The organism is Sphingomonas corticis, from assembly GCF_012035195.1.
In the GTDB taxonomy this organism is placed as follows: Bacteria; Pseudomonadota; Alphaproteobacteria; order Sphingomonadales; family Sphingomonadaceae; genus Sphingomonas; species Sphingomonas corticis.
Genome location: NZ_JAAVJH010000009.1, coordinates 109,677 through 125,342, shown reverse-complemented (window position 1 = coordinate 125,342; position 15,666 = coordinate 109,677). Strand labels below are relative to the sequence as shown.

The window sequence follows — 15,666 nt, the reverse complement described above, 5'->3', positions numbered from 1 at the left end:
TGCGAGAAACGGCCTGGCTTTAACGATCCATACGACGCCTCGATAACGCCACACAGACCGGCCAAACCGCCGCCCACATGTCCCTTCATCAATTCAACAATGTCAAAGAGCCAGAAAAACCGACGCCTCGCCAGCCCTATCCCTTTCAGGTGGGCCGCTGCGCCAGTCTCTCGGTGACCGCTGCGATGCCGGTGAAGGCCGCCGCTGCGGTGAGGTGACTTCTATGCAGGCCGTTTGATTCGGTCAAACACTTTTTGCAGTTTTCTTGCAGTTCGATCGGAACCCCGCAGAAATCCGCCGTTTTAACCGGTTGTAAGCGGGCCGCGGGCTACCCCGCGGCGATGGCGACCGACGCGAATCATCCTGCGATCGCAGCGGAATCGCTCACCCGGCAGGTCCGCCGCGCCGTGATCTGGCGATCGGGATCGCAGATCGCGGCGCAGCTGGTCCAATGGGGCGCCACGTTCCTCGTCATCCGTCTGCTCGCGCCCAGCGACTACGGCCTGTTCGCGATGACGCAGGTGGTGATGTCGTTCCTCAGCATGATGAACGGCTACGGCCTCGCCAGCGCGCTGGTCCGCGCGCCCACCGTCGACCGGCGGCAGGTGCGCCAGCTCCTCGGCATGCTGCTCCTGCTGAACGGCGGCCTGGCCATCGCGCAGGCGCTGATGGCGCCGCTGGTCGCCGCCTATTACCGGCAGCCCGAGATCGCCGGCCTGGTGCGCGCGCAGGCGCTGCTGAACCTCACGACGCCGTTCATCGCCCTGCCCGCCGCTCTGCTGGGTCGCGCGCTGGATTTCCGCGCGCAGGCGAGTGCCAACATGGCGGCGGCAGTGGCCGGAGCAGTCACGGCGCTGGCAGGGGCGCTCGCCGGCTGGGGCGTGTGGACGCTGGTGGCGGCGCCGGCGATGCTGTTCTGCGTACGCGCGCTGATGCTGACGCGCGCGGCGCGGATGCCGCTGCGTCCCGCGTTCGACTTCCGCGGCGCGGGCACGCTGGCGCGGTTCGGCGGGATGATGGCGCTGGGCCAGCTGTTCTGGTTCCTGCAAAGCCAGAGCGACGTCTTCATCGCCGGGCGCACGCTGTCGCCGCACGAGCTGGGCCTCTACACGACCGCGCTGTTCCTGGCGCAGATCTTCGTGGCGAAGGTGGTGCCGCCGCTGAACGAGGTGGCCTTTGCCGCCTATGCGCGACTGCGGGACGATCCGGCGGCACGCGGGGCGGCGTTCGTGCGGGCGGTGGGGCTGGTGATGGCGGCGGCGCTGCCCTTCTACCTGGGGCTCGCCGTCACCGCCGGCCCGCTGGTCACCGCGGTGCTGGGGGCGAAATGGGCGGCGGCGGCGCCGGTGGTCGCGCTGCTGGCGCTGGCGATGCCGTTCATGACGCTGCAGGTGCTGTACGCGCCCGCGTGCGACGCGATCGGGCGGCCCGACGTGGGCGTGCGCAGCGGGATGGAGGGGGCGGCGATCCTGACGCTCGCGTTCCTGGTCGGCGTTCGATGGGGAATGACCGGCCTCGCGCTCGCGTGGCTCGGCGCCTATCCGCTCTACCTCGCCCTGGGCAGCCGGCGGGCGTTGCCGGTGATCGGCGCGCGGGCGGGGGATCTGCTGCACGCCGTCGCCCCGTCGGCCGCGGCCGCCGTCGCCATGGCGGGGGCGGTGCGGCTGGTCGATCGCGCGCTGCCGGTCGCCGACGCCGTCCCGCGGCTGGCGCTGCTGGTCGGAACCGGCGTGCTCGCCTATGCCGCGGCGATGCTGCTGATCGCGCGCCCGCTGCTGCGCGACATCGTCTCGCTCGCGCGGCGGTGACGCCGCTCAGGACTGCTGGATATAGTCGCGCATCGCCGCCGCCTCCGCCTCGATCCGATCGATGCGATAGGCGACGAGATCGCCGATCGAGACGATGCCCGACAGCGCGCCGCCGTCGACCACCGGCAGGTGGCGGATGCGGCGGCGCGTCATCAGCGACAGCGCGGCGAGCACGGCGTCGTCGGACGCCACCGTCACCGCGGGCGCCGTCATCGCCTCGCGTACCGGCCGCGCCAGGACGGCGGTGTCGCCGCCGGCCAGCCCCTGGATCACGTCGCGCTCGGAGAAGACCCCGGCCACGACGCCGCCCTCCACCACCGGCATCGCGCCGATGCGCCGTTCCGCCAGCAGCGCGATCGCGTCGGCGACGCGGGTTTCCGGATCGATGGTGCACACCTGCGCACCCTTGCGCGCGAGTATCGCCGCGATGGTCATTTGGCCTCTCCCTTCGCGTATGGGCTGGAAAGGTGGCACGTCCTGTCGCAGATGCAAGCGGGATGACGGGCCTCGACGATCCGCACTACGCGCGCTTCGCCTGGCGGCGGTTCCGGCGCATCCTGGCGGCGACGACGGCGGCGGGGGTGGTGGCGGCCGGCGTGGCGATCGTGCTGGTGGGCCGCGCCTACGGCCCGCTCGGCTGGGTGGCGGTGCTGGCGCTGTTCGGCGGGGTGGTCGGGTCGGTGGCGATGGCGGGGGCGCTGATGGGGCTCGCCTTCATGAGCTCGGGCACCGGGCACGACGAGGCGGTGGACGCCTTCACGCCCGACCGCGACGGGCGCTGACGCGCGAACGGCGCCGGCCCGGTCGGGGGGCCGACGCCGTCCGCGTGGTCGAGCCGGGGCGCGAGGTCAGCCGACCTGCGGCGCCTCCGCCGCGGCGGTGCGGACGCGGCGGCGGCGCGGCTTGGGCGCTTCCTCCCCGGCCTCGTCGTCGACCGCGGGCGCGGCGGCCTGGACGCCCAGCGCGGGCGGCAGGCGATCGATGCCAAGCGCCATGTCGGCCGCGGCGTCGGGCGCACCCGCTTCCGCCACCTGCTCCTCGCGCGGCTTGCGTCCGCGGCGACGGCGCGGCGCCTCCTCCGCGTCGGTCACGGCGGCGGGCGGGACATTGGCGAGGTCGTTCGCCGGCTCGGCCGCGGGCTGGAAGGCCGGTGCGGCGTCGCGGCGCGCCTCGACGCGGGGACGCCGCTCCTCGCGCTCGCGCGGCTGGTAGCCGTCCTCACGGTCGCGGGGCTGGCGGTTCTCGTCGCGGTCGCGCGACTGGCGGTTCTCGTCGCGATCGCGCGACTGGCGGTTCTCGTCGCGATCGCGCGACTGGCGGCCGTCCTCGCGGTTGCGCGGCTGGCGCGCGTCGTCGCGGTCGCGGGAGCCGCGGCCCTCGCCCTCGGAGCCGCGCAGCTGCTCGTCGGCGCGGACCTGATCGCCCTCGTCGCCGAAATCGTCGGCACCGTCGAAGCCGCCGTCGAACGAGTCGAAATCGTCGCGCAGGCGGCGCGGCATCTGCTCGTCGGAGCGGCCGCGCTGGTCGGCCAGGACGCGGAAATAATGATCGGCGAACTGGAGGTAATATTCGGTGTTCACGCGGTCGCCGGACATCTGCGCGTCTCGCGCCATGTTGCGATATTTCTCCAGCAGCTGCGCCGCATTGCCGCGCGCGCGGCTGTCGATCCGGTTGCCGCTGTCACGCTGTCCCTGGCCGCCACCGCCGTTCTGACGCTGTCCGCCGCCACCACCGCGACCGCGACGGCGGCCGTTCTGCCGGTTGTTGATCAAATTCCCGTTCCCGTCCTTGATACAAAGCCCGTTCGCGATGAACGGCGTCCGCTCCTGTAGCGGGTTGCACCTGTACGCCGGCACGGGCGCTGGCCCCGCGTGCCGGATTGCCATGGCCGCCGACGGTCGGCGGTTGATGACGTAAAGCGGGCCTGACGCCCCACATCGTGCGATGATGTCGATGTCGCGAGCCCCTCCGCCACGTCTAGACGGTCGAACCCGGTTCTCAAAGCGAAATATCGTGCGCTGGCACGCCGCTTTCAAGGTCCTGCGACCGGAGGCAGGATCGAGAGGCAGCGGTCGTTCCCGGCGAGGTCGCGCCGCAGCGCCACCGCCAGCCCCTGCGCGCGGAACAGCGCGGCGGCGCTGTCGCCCTGGTCGTGTCCGATCTCCACGCACGCGACGCCTCCCGGCGCGATCAGCCGCGGCAGCGCGGGGGCGATGCGGCGATAGTCGTCCAGCCCGTCGGCGCCCGCGAACAGCGCGCTCGCCGGCTCGTGCCGCGCCACCTCGTCGGGCAGCGCGGTGCCCGCGGCGATATAGGGCGGGTTCGCCAGCACCAGGTCGAAGCGCGCGTCGATCCCCTCCGCCCAGTTGCCATGCCGCAGCGTCGTCCGCGCCTCCATCCCCAGCGCCCGCGCGTTGCGCCGTGCCCAGTCGAGCGCGGCAGGCGAGGCGTCAACGCCCGAGCCGGTCGCCTCCGGCCATTGCGCCAGCGCGGCGAGCAGCAGCGTGCCCGGGCCGGTGCCGAGATCGAGCACGCGGCGCGGCCCCGCGGTGCCGGCGAAATGATCCACCGCCGCCTCGATCAGCGTCTCGCTGTCCGCGCGCGGCACCAGCGCGCCGGGACCGACGGCGAGGTCGATCGTCCAGAAGGCGCGCGTGCCGGTGAGATAGGCGACCGGCTCCTGCCGCGCGCGCCGGGCGACGAGGTCGGCGAAGGCGGCGGGCACGGCGTGGTCGGCGAGCGTCAGCAGCAGCCGCTCGCGCGGCACGCCGAGCGCGTGGGCGAGCAGCAGCTCGGCATCGAGCCGGGGAGTGGCGGAGAAATCGAAGCGGGCGGCGGCCTCGGCGAGCGCCTGACGGGCGGTGGTCATGGCGTCGCGAACGTTGAGGATGTTGAGGTGCCGGCGCGGTTTCCGCGGGCGACGCGCCGGGGTGGCGACGGGGAGGCGACTTGGACGCGACAGGCGCGCGTCACCGACGCGACACTGGCGATGGGTGTGGGGATCATGCGGCGCAAATAGCTGGCGGGGGCGGCGTAGGACAGCGCTTCGGTCGATCGGTGCGGCGTGTCGCCGGCCGGGGATGGGCTCACGCAAAGGCACGACGCCACGAAGAAGGTTGGTTCGCGCAGAGACGCGGAGGCGCAGAGAGGTGTCGTTCGCGGTCAGGGTCCGAGCCGCCAGCGGCGCTCCGTGATTGGCCGCCGGGTGAGTTGGTGCATCGCTGGCGCGCGTTGGGTCGGCGGGGACCTTCTCTGCGCCTCCGCGCGAACTAGCCCTCTTTGCTCTGCGCCTCCGCGTGAACGCAGCTTCCGCGGCCCTGCGCACGCCGGAGTTCCGGCCGCGAGCGCGGAAGCAAGATCGCGGATCAGCCCTCCAGCGACGCCAGCCGTTCCGCCTCGTCCTCGGCGATCAGCGCGCCGATCAGTTCGTCCATCTCGCCCTGCAATATTTCCGGCAGGCGGTGCAGCGTCAGGTTGATGCGATGGTCGGTGACGCGGCCCTGCGGGAAATTGTAGGTGCGGATCCGCTCCGAGCGGTCCCCGGAGCCGACCATCGCCCGCCGCGTGCCCGATCGCTCGGCCGCCAGCCGCTCGCGCTCCGCCTCGTACAGGCGGGTGCGCAGGACCTTCAGCGCCTTGGCCTTGTTCTTGTGCTGCGACTTCTCGTCCTGCTGGATGACGACGAGCCCGGTGGGCAGGTGGGTGATGCGCACCGCGCTATCCGTGGTGTTCACCGACTGGCCGCCGGGCCCGGACGAGCGATAGACGTCGATGCGCAGGTCGCGCGCCTCGTCGATCTGCACGTCCACCTCCTCCGCCTCCGGCAGCACCGCGACGGTGGCGGCGGAGGTGTGGATGCGGCCGCCGCTCTCCGTCACGGGCACGCGCTGGACGCGGTGGACGCCGCTCTCGAACTTCAGCTGCGCGAAGACGCCCGCGCCGGTGATGCCGACCACGGCCTCCTTGTAGCCGCCCAGCTCCGCTTCCGAGGCGGAGATCAGCTCGACGCGCCAGCCCCGTCCCTCGGCGTAGCGCTGGTACATGCGCAGGAGGTCGCCGGCGAACAGCGCGGCCTCGTCCCCGCCGGTGCCGGCGCGCACCTCCAGCATCGCCGAGCGCTGGTCGGCGGCGTCGCGCGGCAGCAGCGCGAGCGCGAGGCGGCGGTCCGCCTCCGCCAGCGCCACCTTGTTCTCGCGCAATTCCTCCTCTGCCATGGCGCGCAGGTCCGCGTCGGCGTCCTCGGTCATGTAGGCGAGGCTCTCCGCCTCCGCGCGCAGCCGCCGCACCTCGCCCGCCGCCTGCGCGACGGGTTCCAGCTCGGCATATTCCTTCGACACCTGGACGAAGCGGTCGCCGTCGAGATTGCCCGTCGACATCTGCGCGGCGAGTTCGTCGCGGCGCGCCTCGATCTGCGCGATGCGTTCGGGGGAGATCGTGGTCACGGGAAGGTCCTCCCCGGCGCCGGGAGGATCACAGCAGCCCCTCCGTGCGCGAGCCGGCGCCGTCCAGCACGCGGCTGCGGCGGCCGTCGGCGGCGAAGGTCAGCGTCTCGCGCGGGTCCAGCTTCAGCGCCTTGTCGTAGCGCTTCCTCGGCGATCCCGTCGCCACCAGCTCCGCCGACACGCCCGCGCGGCGCAGCGTGGCGAGCGCGGCCTGCGCCTCGCCCAGCGCGGCATCGTCCTCGACGACGACGGCAACGTCGGTCCGCGGCGCCGCCGGCTCCTCGATCAGCATCGCCAGCCGCTCGACCCCCGCGGCCCAGCCGACGCCCGCGGTCGCCGGGCCGCCCAGCGATTCAACCAGTCCGTCGTAGCGCCCGCCCGCCAGCACGGTGCCCTGCGCGCCCAGCCGGTCGGTGACGAACTCGAACGCGGTGTGGCGATAGTAATCGAGCCCGCGGACAAGGCGCGGGTTGCGAGTCCACTCGACCCCGGCGGCGTCGAGCCCCGCGGTCACGGCGTCGAAGAAGGCGCGCGCCTCCGCCGTCAGGAAGGCGTCGATGTCCGGCGCGGCGTCGGCGATCGGACGGTCGCGCGGGTCCTTGCTGTCCAAGATGCGGAGCGGGTTCTTGTCGAGCCGAGCGAGGCTCTCCTCGGACAGATCGCCGCGATGGCCCTCGAAATGCGCGACCAGCGCGGCGCGCCACGCCTCGCGGGTTTCGGCATCGCCCAGCGTGTTCAGTTGCAGCGTCACCTCGTCGCCGATGCCCAGCTCCTTCAGCAGCTGGTCGGCGAGCGTCAGCAGCTCCACTTCCGCCGCCGGCTCAGGCGCGCCCAGCACCTCGGCGTCGATCTGGTGGAACTGGCGGTAGCGGCCCTTCTGCGGACGTTCGTAGCGGAACAGCGCGCCGGAGGTGGCGAGCTTCAGCGGCGCATATTGCTGCCACCCCCCCGTGATGTACGCCCGCGCGATCCCGGCGGTGAACTCGGGCCGCAGCGTCAGCGAATCGCCGCCCTTGTCCGGGAAGCTGTACATCTCCTTCGACACGACGTCGGTGGTCTCGCCGATCGAGCGGGCGAAGACCTGCGTGTCCTCGAACACCGGCACCTCGACGCGCTCGAACCCGTAGAGCCGGCGGACGCGGTCGAAGGCGGCGAGGACGTGGGCGAAGCGGCGCTCCTCGGCGCGGAAGATGTCCTGCGTGCCGCGCACGCGCTGGGGTGTCTGATTGCGGGCCATGGAGCGCGGGTATCTAGTAGAGCGGCCCGGCTCGCGCTAGCGGGTGCGGATGGGGTGGTGGCGACAGACGATCGGGCGGGTGGCGCCGCCGCGCTTCGTGCTGTTCCTGCTCGTCTTCGCCGCCGCCGCGCCGATCGGGATCCTGCATCACGGTTGGCAGCGCGGGCCGATGCTGGCGTTCGACGTCGCCGCGATCGCCTTCCTGCTGTCGATGCCGTCGCTGTTCCGCCAGGGGTCGGCGGCGGAGATGCGCGCGACGGCGCGGCGGACGGACGCGAACCGCGGCGAGATGCTCGCGCTCGCCGTCATCGCGACGCTGGCGGTGCTCGTCGCGGTGGCGGCGGAACTGGAGCGGCCGGGGCGCGCGGACACGGCGCTGGTGCTCGCGACGCTGGCGCTCGCCTGGGGCTTCGCGAACATGGTCTACACGCTGCACTACGCGCATCTCTACTATCGGCCGGGCGACGGCGGGGATGCTGGGGGACTCGATTTCCCGCAGGAGGACGAACCCGATTATTCGGACTTCCTCTATTTCGCGGTGACGCTGGGGATGACGTTCCAGACCAGCGACGTGGCGGTGACCAGCCGGACGATGCGGCGCGTCGTCACGGGGCAGGCGGTCGCGGCGTTCGTGTTCAACCTGGGCGTGCTGGCGTTCACGATCAACGTGCTCGGCGGCGGGGGGTGAGGCCGCTTGCGCCGATGCGGACGGTTGAGGCTTGAAGGCGGTGGAGCCATCCGCGTAAGCCTCGCCGTCGCAACGATATCGGGACGCTCATGATCCGCCGCTTCCTCGCCGCCAGCCTCCTCGCCTCCACCGCCGCCGCCGCCCAGGTGCCCGCCGGCAACAGCGCGCCGCAGCCGGTGCCGTTCGTCGACACGATCCCGGCACCGCAGGACACGCGCTATCCCGGCACGATCCGGTTGGACGTGGACGCGACCGACAACCGCCGCGGCATCTTCCGCGTGGTGGAGACCATCCCGGTCGCCAAGGCCGGCAAGATGGTGCTGCTGTTCCCCAAGTGGCTGCCCGGCGCGCACAGCCCGCGCGGCGAGATCGAGAAGCTGGCCGGGCTGGTCATCACCGCGGGCAACCGGCGGGTCGAGTGGACGCGCGATCCCGTCGACGTCTACGCCTTCCACATCGAGGTGCCCCAGGGCGCGCGGACGATCGAGGCGCGGTTCCAGTTCATCTCCGCGACGAAGGGCGACCAGGGGCGCATCGTCGCGACGCCGACGATGATCTCGCTCCAGCCCAATTCGGTCAGCCTGTACCCCGCCGGCTACTTCACCCGGCAGATCCCGGTGCAGATGACGGTCCGCTACCCCGACGGCTGGACCGCGTCGGGCGCGATCCCGGCGAAGGTGACGGGATCGACCTACACCTACGACACCACCAACTACGAGGTGCTGGTCGATTCGCCGATCCTCGCCGGGCGCTACGGCAGGACGTGGGACCTGTCGCCGCGGGTGAAGCTGGCGACGTATGCGGACGACCCCGCCGAACTCAACGCCACGCCCGAGCAGGTCGACGCGCACAAGCGGCTGGTCGATCAGGCGGTGAAGACGTTCGGCGCGCAGCATTACGACCGCTACACCTTTCTGCTGTCGATCACGGACGAGCTGGGCGGGATCGGCCTGGAACATCACCGCTCCAGCGAGAACGGCGTGACGCCCGGCTATTTCACCAAATGGAACGAGGGGCCGGGCCGCCGCAACCTGCTGCCGCACGAATACACGCACAGCTGGGACGGCAAGTTCCGCCGCGGCGCGGACCTGTGGACGCCAGACTATCGCACGCCGATGCGCGGGTCGCTATTGTGGGTGTACGAGGGGCAGACGCAATTCTGGGGCTACGTGCTGCAGGCGCGGTCAGGGCTGGTCAGCAAGCAGGACACGCTGGACCAATATGCCGCGATCATGGCGCTGTACGACAGCCAGCCCGCGCGGGCGTGGCGCGACCTGGTCGACACCACCAACGATCCCGTCATCTCCGCCCGCCGGCCCAAGGGCTGGACCAGCTGGCAGCGCAGCGAGGACTATTACAACGAGGGGCTGCTCGTGTGGATGGACGTCGATTCGCTGCTGCGCGAGAAATCGGGCGGCACCAGGTCGATCGATGATTTCGCCCGCGCCTTCTTCGGCATCCGCGACGGGGACTGGGGCGAGGTGACGTACACGCTGGACGACGTCGCCGCGACGCTGGACGCGATCCAGCCCTACGACTGGAAGGGCTATCTCACCCGCCGCCTGACCGAGCACGCCAAGGGCGCGCCGATCGAGGGATTCGCCCGCAACGGCTATCGTCTGATCTACACCGACGCGCCCACCCCGTCGTTCAAGGCGAACGAGGGCACGCGCAAGATCGTCGACCTGACCTACTCGGGCGGCTTCGTCGTCGGCACCGCCGCGGGCGAGGTCTCGGGCGTGACGTGGGACAGCCCCGCCTTCGCCGCCGGGCTGACCGTCGGCCACACGATCGTGGCGGTGGACGGCGAGGCGTTCACGCCCGACGCGCTGAAGGGCGCGATCGCGGCGGCGAAGGGCACGAAGGCGCCCATCCCGCTGATGGTGAAGGAGGGCGATCGCTATCGCACCGTCGCCCTCGACTATCACGGGGGGCTACGCTACCCGCGGCTCGAGAAGATCGGCACGGCGGACGGCGGCCTCGACAGGCTGCTCGCCCCGCGCTGACACCCAAGGATCACGACACGGAGATTCCATGCGTATCGACCTCATCCCGGTCGGGCAGAACCCGCCCGACGACCTGAACGTCATCATCGAGGTGCCGACCGGCGGCGAACCGGTGAAGTACGAGTTCGACAAGGCGTCGGGCGCGCTGTTCGTCGACCGCATCCTGCACACGCCGATGCGCTATCCGGCGAACTACGGCTTCGTGCCGCACACGCTGTCGCCGGACGGCGATCCGCTCGACGCGCTGGTCGTCGCGCGCTCGCCGTTCATCCCGGGATGCGTCGTGCGCGCCCGGCCGATCGCGGTGCTGAACCTGGAGGACGAGGCCGGCGGCGACGAGAAGCTGGTCTGCGTGCCGGTGGACCAAACCTTCCCTTACTATTCCAAGGTCGGCGAGAAGGACGACCTGCCCGAGATCGTGTTCGAGCAGATCGAGCATTTCTTCACCCACTACAAGGATCTGGAGAAGACCAAGTGGGTGCGCATCGGCACCTGGGGCGACCGCGAGGAAGCGCGCCGCATCACGCTGGAGGCGATCGACCGCTACAACGCCGCCAAGGCGCAGGGCGAGGAACCGCACGACCACGACGTGCCGGGCCGGGAGTAGTCATCCTCGCCCTCTCCTTTCGGGAGAGGGTGGGGGTGAGGGGCCGCCACGAGCGCAGCGCTCGTGGCGGCCCCTCACCCAACCATCATCGAAGGGGAGAGGGCTATTTGCCGCACTTCTTCACCGGCGCCCGCCTGCCCGCTTCGATGCCGAGGACGGCCCATTGGCGCAGCGCCTCGGCATCGTCGAGGCAGTCGTCGGGCGCCTGCCGGTAGTTCATGCTCGCCACGCTCCCGTCGCCGCGCTCGTAGGTGAAGCGCGCGCAGCCTGCCGCGTCCCAGGCGGGGTCGCTGACCGCATCCCCCTTGAACCAGAGGCTGCCGTCGCCGTCGACGATCGCGAAGACGGTCCCGTCGCAGTAGAGCGTCGCGCCGCCCATCATGCGCCGGTGCGTGACGGTGCCGAGCGGCGCTATCCCCTCCGCCACCCAGTCGATCAGGCCGGTATCGAGCGGCATGTCTTTCCCCTTCGCGCCCGGCCCCCTTCCGCTTCATGCGCCGGCGGGTTTCGCGATCCTGGCGCAGCCGGCTCTTCGCCTGCAACGCCTTTGCGTTCTGCCGCCGTGTTGAAGAAGGAAGGTTTGTTCACGTGGAGACGCGGAGAAGAAGGATGCCGTGAAGCCCCCGAGCCGCCACCGGCAGCTGACGATCGGAGGCGGGCAGCGATCTTTGTCCCGCAGACGCGGGACGGTCCTGCCGGCGCGCCCTCTCTGCGGCTCCGCGCCTCTGCGCGGGCCGCTTCTTCATCGCGCCTCCAGCCTCAATGCCCCGCGGTCAGCTTCAGCCCGGCGATGCAGGCCACCGCGCCGAGGATCAGCAGGAGGCGGACGAGCGTCGCCGCCTCGCCGAACCAGACGATCCCGATCAGCACGGTGCCGAGCGCCCCGATGCCGGTCCAGACCGCATAGGCCGTGCCCATCGGGATGGAGCGCGAGGCGAGTTCCAGCAGCCCCATCGACAGCGTGACCGACACGAGGAAGCCGAGCGTCCACGGCACGTTGCGGAAGCCTTCCGCATGGCGCAGGCAGGTGGTGAAGCCGATTTCGAACAGCCCGCCCAGGACCAGCCAGATCCAGCCCATCAACCGCGCCCCGCCAGCCGCGCGAGCGCGTCGCCCGTCAGCCGCTGCACCGTCCATTCCTCCATGCCGACCGCGCCGATCGCGCGGTAGAAGCCGATCGCGGGTTCGTTCCAGTCGAGCACCGACCATTCGAACCGCGCGCAGCCGCGGTCCAGCGCGATGCCGGCGAGATGGGCGAGCAGCGCCCTGCCCACCCCCCGCCCGCGCGCCGCGGGGGTGACGTACAGATCCTCGAGATAGAGGCCGCGCCGCCCCGTCCATGTCGAGAAATTGTGGAAGAACAGCGCGAAGCCGGCCGGCTCGCCGTCGACTTCGGCGATCGCCGCCTCCGCCGCGGGGACGGCCCCGAACAGCGCCTCGGCCAGCATCGGTTCCGTCGCCTCCACCGCGTCGGGCTCGCGCTCATAGGCGGCGAGTTCGCGCACGAAGCGCAGGATGACGGAAACGTCGGCGGAGGTGGCGGGGCGAACGATCATGCCGCGCCCTCTATCACCTTGGGCACGCGACGGCGCGCGGCGAAGAGGCAGGCGGCGACGATCACCCCCGCCCCCGCCAGCGTCGTGGGCGCGACACGCTCGCCGAACACCAGCCAGCCGAGCACCGCGGCGTAGACGAACGAGGTATATTCGGTGGTGGCGAGATAGCCCGTCTCCCCATGGGCATAGGCCCAGGCGAGCAGGAACAGCGAGCCCGTGCCCAGCAGCGCGCCGGCGGCGATCTTCGGCCATTCCGCCGCAGGGGGCAGCACCAGCAGCCACGGCGCGGCGAGCAGCAGGATGGCGGTGACGATGGCGGACTGGAAGAAGGCGATCTCGCCCGGGCGCGCGGCCTGGCTCTGCACCCGCGCGACGACGAGATTCAGCGCGTAGAGCACGGCCGAGACGAGGATGGCGGCAGCGCCCGCGAACGCCTCCGGCCCCAGCGCCGCCGCGCGATGGCCTACGAGGATGATCGCCACGCCGGCGAGCGCGGCGACCGAGGCGGCGATCACGCGCGGGCCCACCCGCTCCTTCAGCAGCAGCGCGCCGAGCAGGAGCGCGAGCAGCGGCGCGATGTACGACAGCGCGATCGCCTGCGCCATCGGCACGCGCGCGAGCCCCCAGAAGAAGAGCAGCGCCATGGCCGCGGTGATCGCACCGCGCAGGACGTGCAGCCGCGCCGCCGCGCGCGACGGCCACCCGCCGCCGCTGGCCCGCCACGCGGTGCCGCCGATGATCGTCGACAGCGCGGTGCGCCACGTGAGCGCGTTGTAGACGCCGAGCGCGAGCGTCAGCGACTTCATGAACGCATCCATGATCGAGAACAGCCCGATCCCCGCCGCCGCGACGGCGAAGGCGGCGGCGGGGGAGAGATGGCGGGCGGAGGCCTTCACCGGATCAGGCGGACGTCGACGCCGATGTCGAGCGCGGCCCACGCCGTGTCGGCCGTGAGGACCGGCACGTTCAGGCGCTGGCCCAGCGCGAGGCAGATGCGGTTGCCGAGCGACCGACCGAGCGACATGGTGAAAGGACGCAGCTCGGCAGCGCGGCGCGCGTCCTCGCGCGTGTGCTCGACGTGCACGATCGGCAGGCGACGCATGACGAGATCAGCGTCGTCGATGTTCAGCCCCAGCTCGATCAATTTGGTCAGCACCTCGGCGAGATTGACGGTGGACAGAAGGAACGGGCCATCGTCGCGGACTAGAACGTCGCCACCGGGCTCGTCGCGCAGGAACGCGACCAGCACCGATGAGTCGATGACCTGCCTCACTCCCCCCAATCCTGCCGCCGCTCGCGCAGGAAACGATCGACGCTATAGTCCTTCAAGCCGCCGCGCAGCCGCGCGAGCGCCGCGTCGGGATCGTCGCGCCGCAGGGTGATGGCACCCTCCTCGCGCTCCAGCACGACCGAATCGCCGTCCTTGATACCGAGTTCGCGACGCAGATCCGCAGGGATGACGATCTTGCCGCCGGCGATCACCTTCGCATGGTAGGTCATGGGCGCGCCTCCTATACCCGGACGCTAGCACAAGACCTACTCCGCCGCCAGTTCCTGCGCTGCTGCCGTGTGGGCCCGCGCCACATCGGCCGCCTCGATCTCCGCGGCCTTCGCCTCCACCAGTCGCACGATATGCTCGATCATATCGGCGTCCTGCACGTGGTGGTCGGTGACGCCGGACAGGTAGACCATGTGCTTGCCGTTGCCGCCGCCGGTGATGCCGATGTCGGTCTCGCGCGCCTCGCCCGGGCCGTTGACGACGCAGCCCAGCACCGACAGGCTCATCGGCGTGCGGATGTGCTGGAGCCGCTCCTCCAGCGCCTGCACCGTGCGGATCACGTCGAAGCCCTGGCGCGCGCAGGACGGGCAGCTGACCACGCGGACGCCGCGATTGCGGATGCCGAGCGCCTTCAGGATCTCGAAGCCGACGCGCACCTCCTCCTCCGGCTCGGCGGAGAGCGAGACGCGGATCGTGTCGCCGATGCCGTACCACAGCAGCGAGCCCATGCCGATCGACGACTTCACCGTGCCGCCGATCAGCCCGCCCGCCTCGGTGATGCCCAGGTGCAGCGGGCAATCCACCGCCTCCGCCAGCTGCTGATAGGCGGCGACGGCGAGGAAGACGTCCGACGCCTTCACGGCGACCTTGTACTCGTGGAAGTCGTGGTCCTGCAGCAGCTTGATATGGTCTAGCGCGCTCTCGACCAGCGCCTCGGGACAGGGCTCGCCGTATTTCTCCAGCAGGTCGCGCTCGAGGCTGCCGGCGTTGACGCCGATGCGGATCGCGCAGCCGTTCGCCTTTGCCGCGCGCACCACCTCCGCCACCCGCTCCGACGAGCCGATGTTGCCGGGGTTGATGCGCAGGCACGCCGCGCCCGCGTCCGCCGCCTCCAGCGCGCGCTTGTAGTGGAAGTGGATGTCGGCGACGATCGGCACCTTCGCGGCGCGCACGATCTGTCCCAGCGCGGCGGTCGATTCCACGTCGGGGCAGGAGACGCGGACGATGTCCACGCCCGCTTCCTCGCACCGGCGGATCTGCGCGATCGTCGCCGCGGGGTCGCTGGTCGGCGTGTTCGTCATCGTCTGCACGGTGACGGGCGCATCGCCGCCGACGGGGACGTTGCCGACCATGATCTGGCGGCTCGCGCGGCGCTGGATATCGCGCCAGGGACGGACGGACATGAAGGACTTCCCGATCTATTCGCGCGCGATATAGCGGCTCGCACGCATAAACGGAACTGAAGGGGCAGGATGATGACGCTTTCGCTCTACGACGCGGTGATTCCGTCGAACCGGCAGATCCTGGGCGCGGTGGCGGGCCTGATCGACAAGGCCGCCGCCTTCGCGCAGGCGCAGGGCCGCGACGAGGCGGCGCTGATCGACGCACGGCTGGCGAGCGACATGCTGCCGTTCGGCTATCAGGTGAAATCCTGCGCCAACCATTCCGCCGGCGCGTGGGCGGGGGTGCAGGCCGGCAGCTTCAGCCCCAGCCGGTCGATGTGGCCGACCGACTTCGCGGGGCTGCGCGCGCTGGTGGAGGAGGCCGACGCCCATCTCGCCGCGATCGACCGCGCCGCATTCGACGCCACGGCGGAGCAGCCGACCGACTTCGTGATGGGCGAGATGCGGCTGCCCTTCACCGCGGGGCAGTTCCTGCTGTCCTTCTCGCAGCCCAATTTCTACTTCCACGCCACCACCGCCTACGCGATCCTGCGCAAGGAGGGGGTGAAGCTGGGCAAGGCCGACTTCCTGGGGCGGCTGCGGCTGCGCCCGGCAGGGTGACGATTGGCCAGGCCGCGACGAAGCTGCTAGGCGCGCGGCC

Annotated in this window: 18 protein-coding genes; 6 read left to right on the top strand and 12 right to left on the bottom strand. The window is 71.2% G+C overall.

Annotated features, from left to right (window positions below; translation table 11 throughout):
* The first annotated feature begins 341 nt into the window (after nt 1-341).
* Nucleotides 342-1,808, top strand: coding sequence for a lipopolysaccharide biosynthesis protein (locus HBH26_RS14470; RefSeq protein ID WP_168135330.1), 1,467 nt, complete (start codon nt 342-344; stop codon nt 1,806-1,808).
* A gap of 6 nt (nt 1,809-1,814) precedes the next feature.
* On the opposite strand, the gene HBH26_RS14465 is transcribed toward HBH26_RS14470, so the two are convergent.
* Nucleotides 1,815-2,243: a CBS domain-containing protein gene (locus tag HBH26_RS14465; RefSeq protein ID WP_168135329.1), complete on the bottom strand. Its 429-nt coding sequence runs from the start codon at nt 2,241-2,243 to the stop codon at nt 1,815-1,817.
* Nucleotides 2,244-2,305: 62 nt separating this feature from the next.
* Here HBH26_RS14465 and HBH26_RS14460 point away from each other — a divergent pair, with 62 nt between their 5' ends.
* The gene (locus HBH26_RS14460) at nt 2,306-2,590 is read left to right on the top strand and encodes a hypothetical protein (protein WP_168135328.1); all 285 of its coding nucleotides are present in this window, start codon (nt 2,306-2,308) and stop codon (nt 2,588-2,590) included.
* 66 nt (nt 2,591-2,656) lie between these two features.
* On the opposite strand, the gene HBH26_RS14455 is transcribed toward HBH26_RS14460, so the two are convergent.
* The 4 genes from HBH26_RS14455 to hisS form a co-directional block, all read right to left on the bottom strand.
* Nucleotides 2,657-3,580, bottom strand: coding sequence for a DUF4167 domain-containing protein (locus HBH26_RS14455; protein WP_168135327.1), 924 nt, complete (start codon nt 3,578-3,580; stop codon nt 2,657-2,659).
* Between the two features lie 260 nt (nt 3,581-3,840).
* The gene (gene prmC, locus HBH26_RS14450; protein ID WP_168135326.1) at nt 3,841-4,677 is read right to left on the bottom strand and encodes a peptide chain release factor N(5)-glutamine methyltransferase; all 837 of its coding nucleotides are present in this window, start codon (nt 4,675-4,677) and stop codon (nt 3,841-3,843) included.
* A 496-nt stretch (nt 4,678-5,173) separates the two neighbouring features.
* The gene (gene prfA, locus HBH26_RS14445) at nt 5,174-6,250 is read right to left on the bottom strand and encodes a peptide chain release factor 1 (RefSeq protein ID WP_168135325.1); all 1,077 of its coding nucleotides are present in this window, start codon (nt 6,248-6,250) and stop codon (nt 5,174-5,176) included.
* A gap of 28 nt (nt 6,251-6,278) precedes the next feature.
* Nucleotides 6,279-7,487 (bottom strand): histidine--tRNA ligase, encoded by a 1,209-nt coding sequence (gene hisS, locus HBH26_RS14440; protein WP_168135324.1) that lies wholly within the window; start codon nt 7,485-7,487, stop codon nt 6,279-6,281.
* 49 nt (nt 7,488-7,536) lie between these two features.
* On the opposite strand from hisS, the gene HBH26_RS14435 reads away from it, so the two are divergent.
* From HBH26_RS14435 to ppa, 3 genes are all read left to right on the top strand, one after another.
* Entirely contained in the window at nt 7,537-8,175 is a 639-nt protein-coding gene (locus HBH26_RS14435) for a DUF1345 domain-containing protein (RefSeq protein ID WP_168135323.1), read from the top strand.
* A gap of 89 nt (nt 8,176-8,264) precedes the next feature.
* Nucleotides 8,265-10,181 (top strand): M61 family metallopeptidase, encoded by a 1,917-nt coding sequence (locus HBH26_RS14430; protein ID WP_168135322.1) that lies wholly within the window; start codon nt 8,265-8,267, stop codon nt 10,179-10,181.
* A gap of 28 nt (nt 10,182-10,209) precedes the next feature.
* Nucleotides 10,210-10,788, top strand: coding sequence for an inorganic diphosphatase (gene ppa, locus HBH26_RS14425; RefSeq protein WP_168135321.1), 579 nt, complete (start codon nt 10,210-10,212; stop codon nt 10,786-10,788).
* A 103-nt stretch (nt 10,789-10,891) separates the two neighbouring features.
* Here the strand turns inward: ppa and HBH26_RS14420 are convergent, their stop codons facing one another.
* From HBH26_RS14420 to ispG, 7 genes are all read right to left on the bottom strand, one after another.
* Nucleotides 10,892-11,245, bottom strand: a complete 354-nt coding sequence (locus HBH26_RS14420; protein ID WP_168135320.1) for a TfoX/Sxy family protein — start codon at nt 11,243-11,245, stop codon at nt 10,892-10,894.
* Nucleotides 11,246-11,547: 302 nt separating this feature from the next.
* Complete coding sequence (locus HBH26_RS14415; RefSeq protein ID WP_168135319.1) at nt 11,548-11,868, bottom strand: DMT family transporter; 321 nt, start codon at nt 11,866-11,868, stop codon at nt 11,548-11,550.
* Nucleotides 11,868-12,344, bottom strand: a complete 477-nt coding sequence (locus tag HBH26_RS14410) for a GNAT family N-acetyltransferase (RefSeq protein ID WP_168135318.1) — start codon at nt 12,342-12,344, stop codon at nt 11,868-11,870. The genes HBH26_RS14415 and HBH26_RS14410 overlap by 1 nt, the downstream gene beginning before the upstream one ends.
* A complete protein-coding gene (locus HBH26_RS14405; RefSeq protein WP_338057395.1) occupies nt 12,341-13,240 on the bottom strand; it encodes a DMT family transporter in 900 nt (299 codons plus the stop codon). Before HBH26_RS14405 ends, HBH26_RS14410 begins: the two co-directional genes overlap by 4 nt.
* Nucleotides 13,237-13,617, bottom strand: a complete 381-nt coding sequence (locus HBH26_RS14400; RefSeq protein WP_168135317.1) for a PIN domain-containing protein — start codon at nt 13,615-13,617, stop codon at nt 13,237-13,239. Before HBH26_RS14400 ends, HBH26_RS14405 begins: the two co-directional genes overlap by 4 nt.
* The gene (locus HBH26_RS14395; RefSeq protein WP_168135316.1) at nt 13,614-13,844 is read right to left on the bottom strand and encodes an AbrB/MazE/SpoVT family DNA-binding domain-containing protein; all 231 of its coding nucleotides are present in this window, start codon (nt 13,842-13,844) and stop codon (nt 13,614-13,616) included. Before HBH26_RS14395 ends, HBH26_RS14400 begins: the two co-directional genes overlap by 4 nt.
* A gap of 36 nt (nt 13,845-13,880) precedes the next feature.
* Nucleotides 13,881-15,026, bottom strand: coding sequence for a flavodoxin-dependent (E)-4-hydroxy-3-methylbut-2-enyl-diphosphate synthase (gene ispG / locus HBH26_RS14390; protein WP_168135315.1), 1,146 nt, complete (start codon nt 15,024-15,026; stop codon nt 13,881-13,883).
* 69 nt (nt 15,027-15,095) lie between these two features.
* Here ispG and HBH26_RS14385 point away from each other — a divergent pair, with 69 nt between their 5' ends.
* Nucleotides 15,096-15,626: a DUF1993 domain-containing protein gene (locus tag HBH26_RS14385; protein ID WP_239024813.1), complete on the top strand. Its 531-nt coding sequence runs from the start codon at nt 15,096-15,098 to the stop codon at nt 15,624-15,626.
* Nucleotides 15,627-15,666 lie beyond the last annotated feature (40 nt).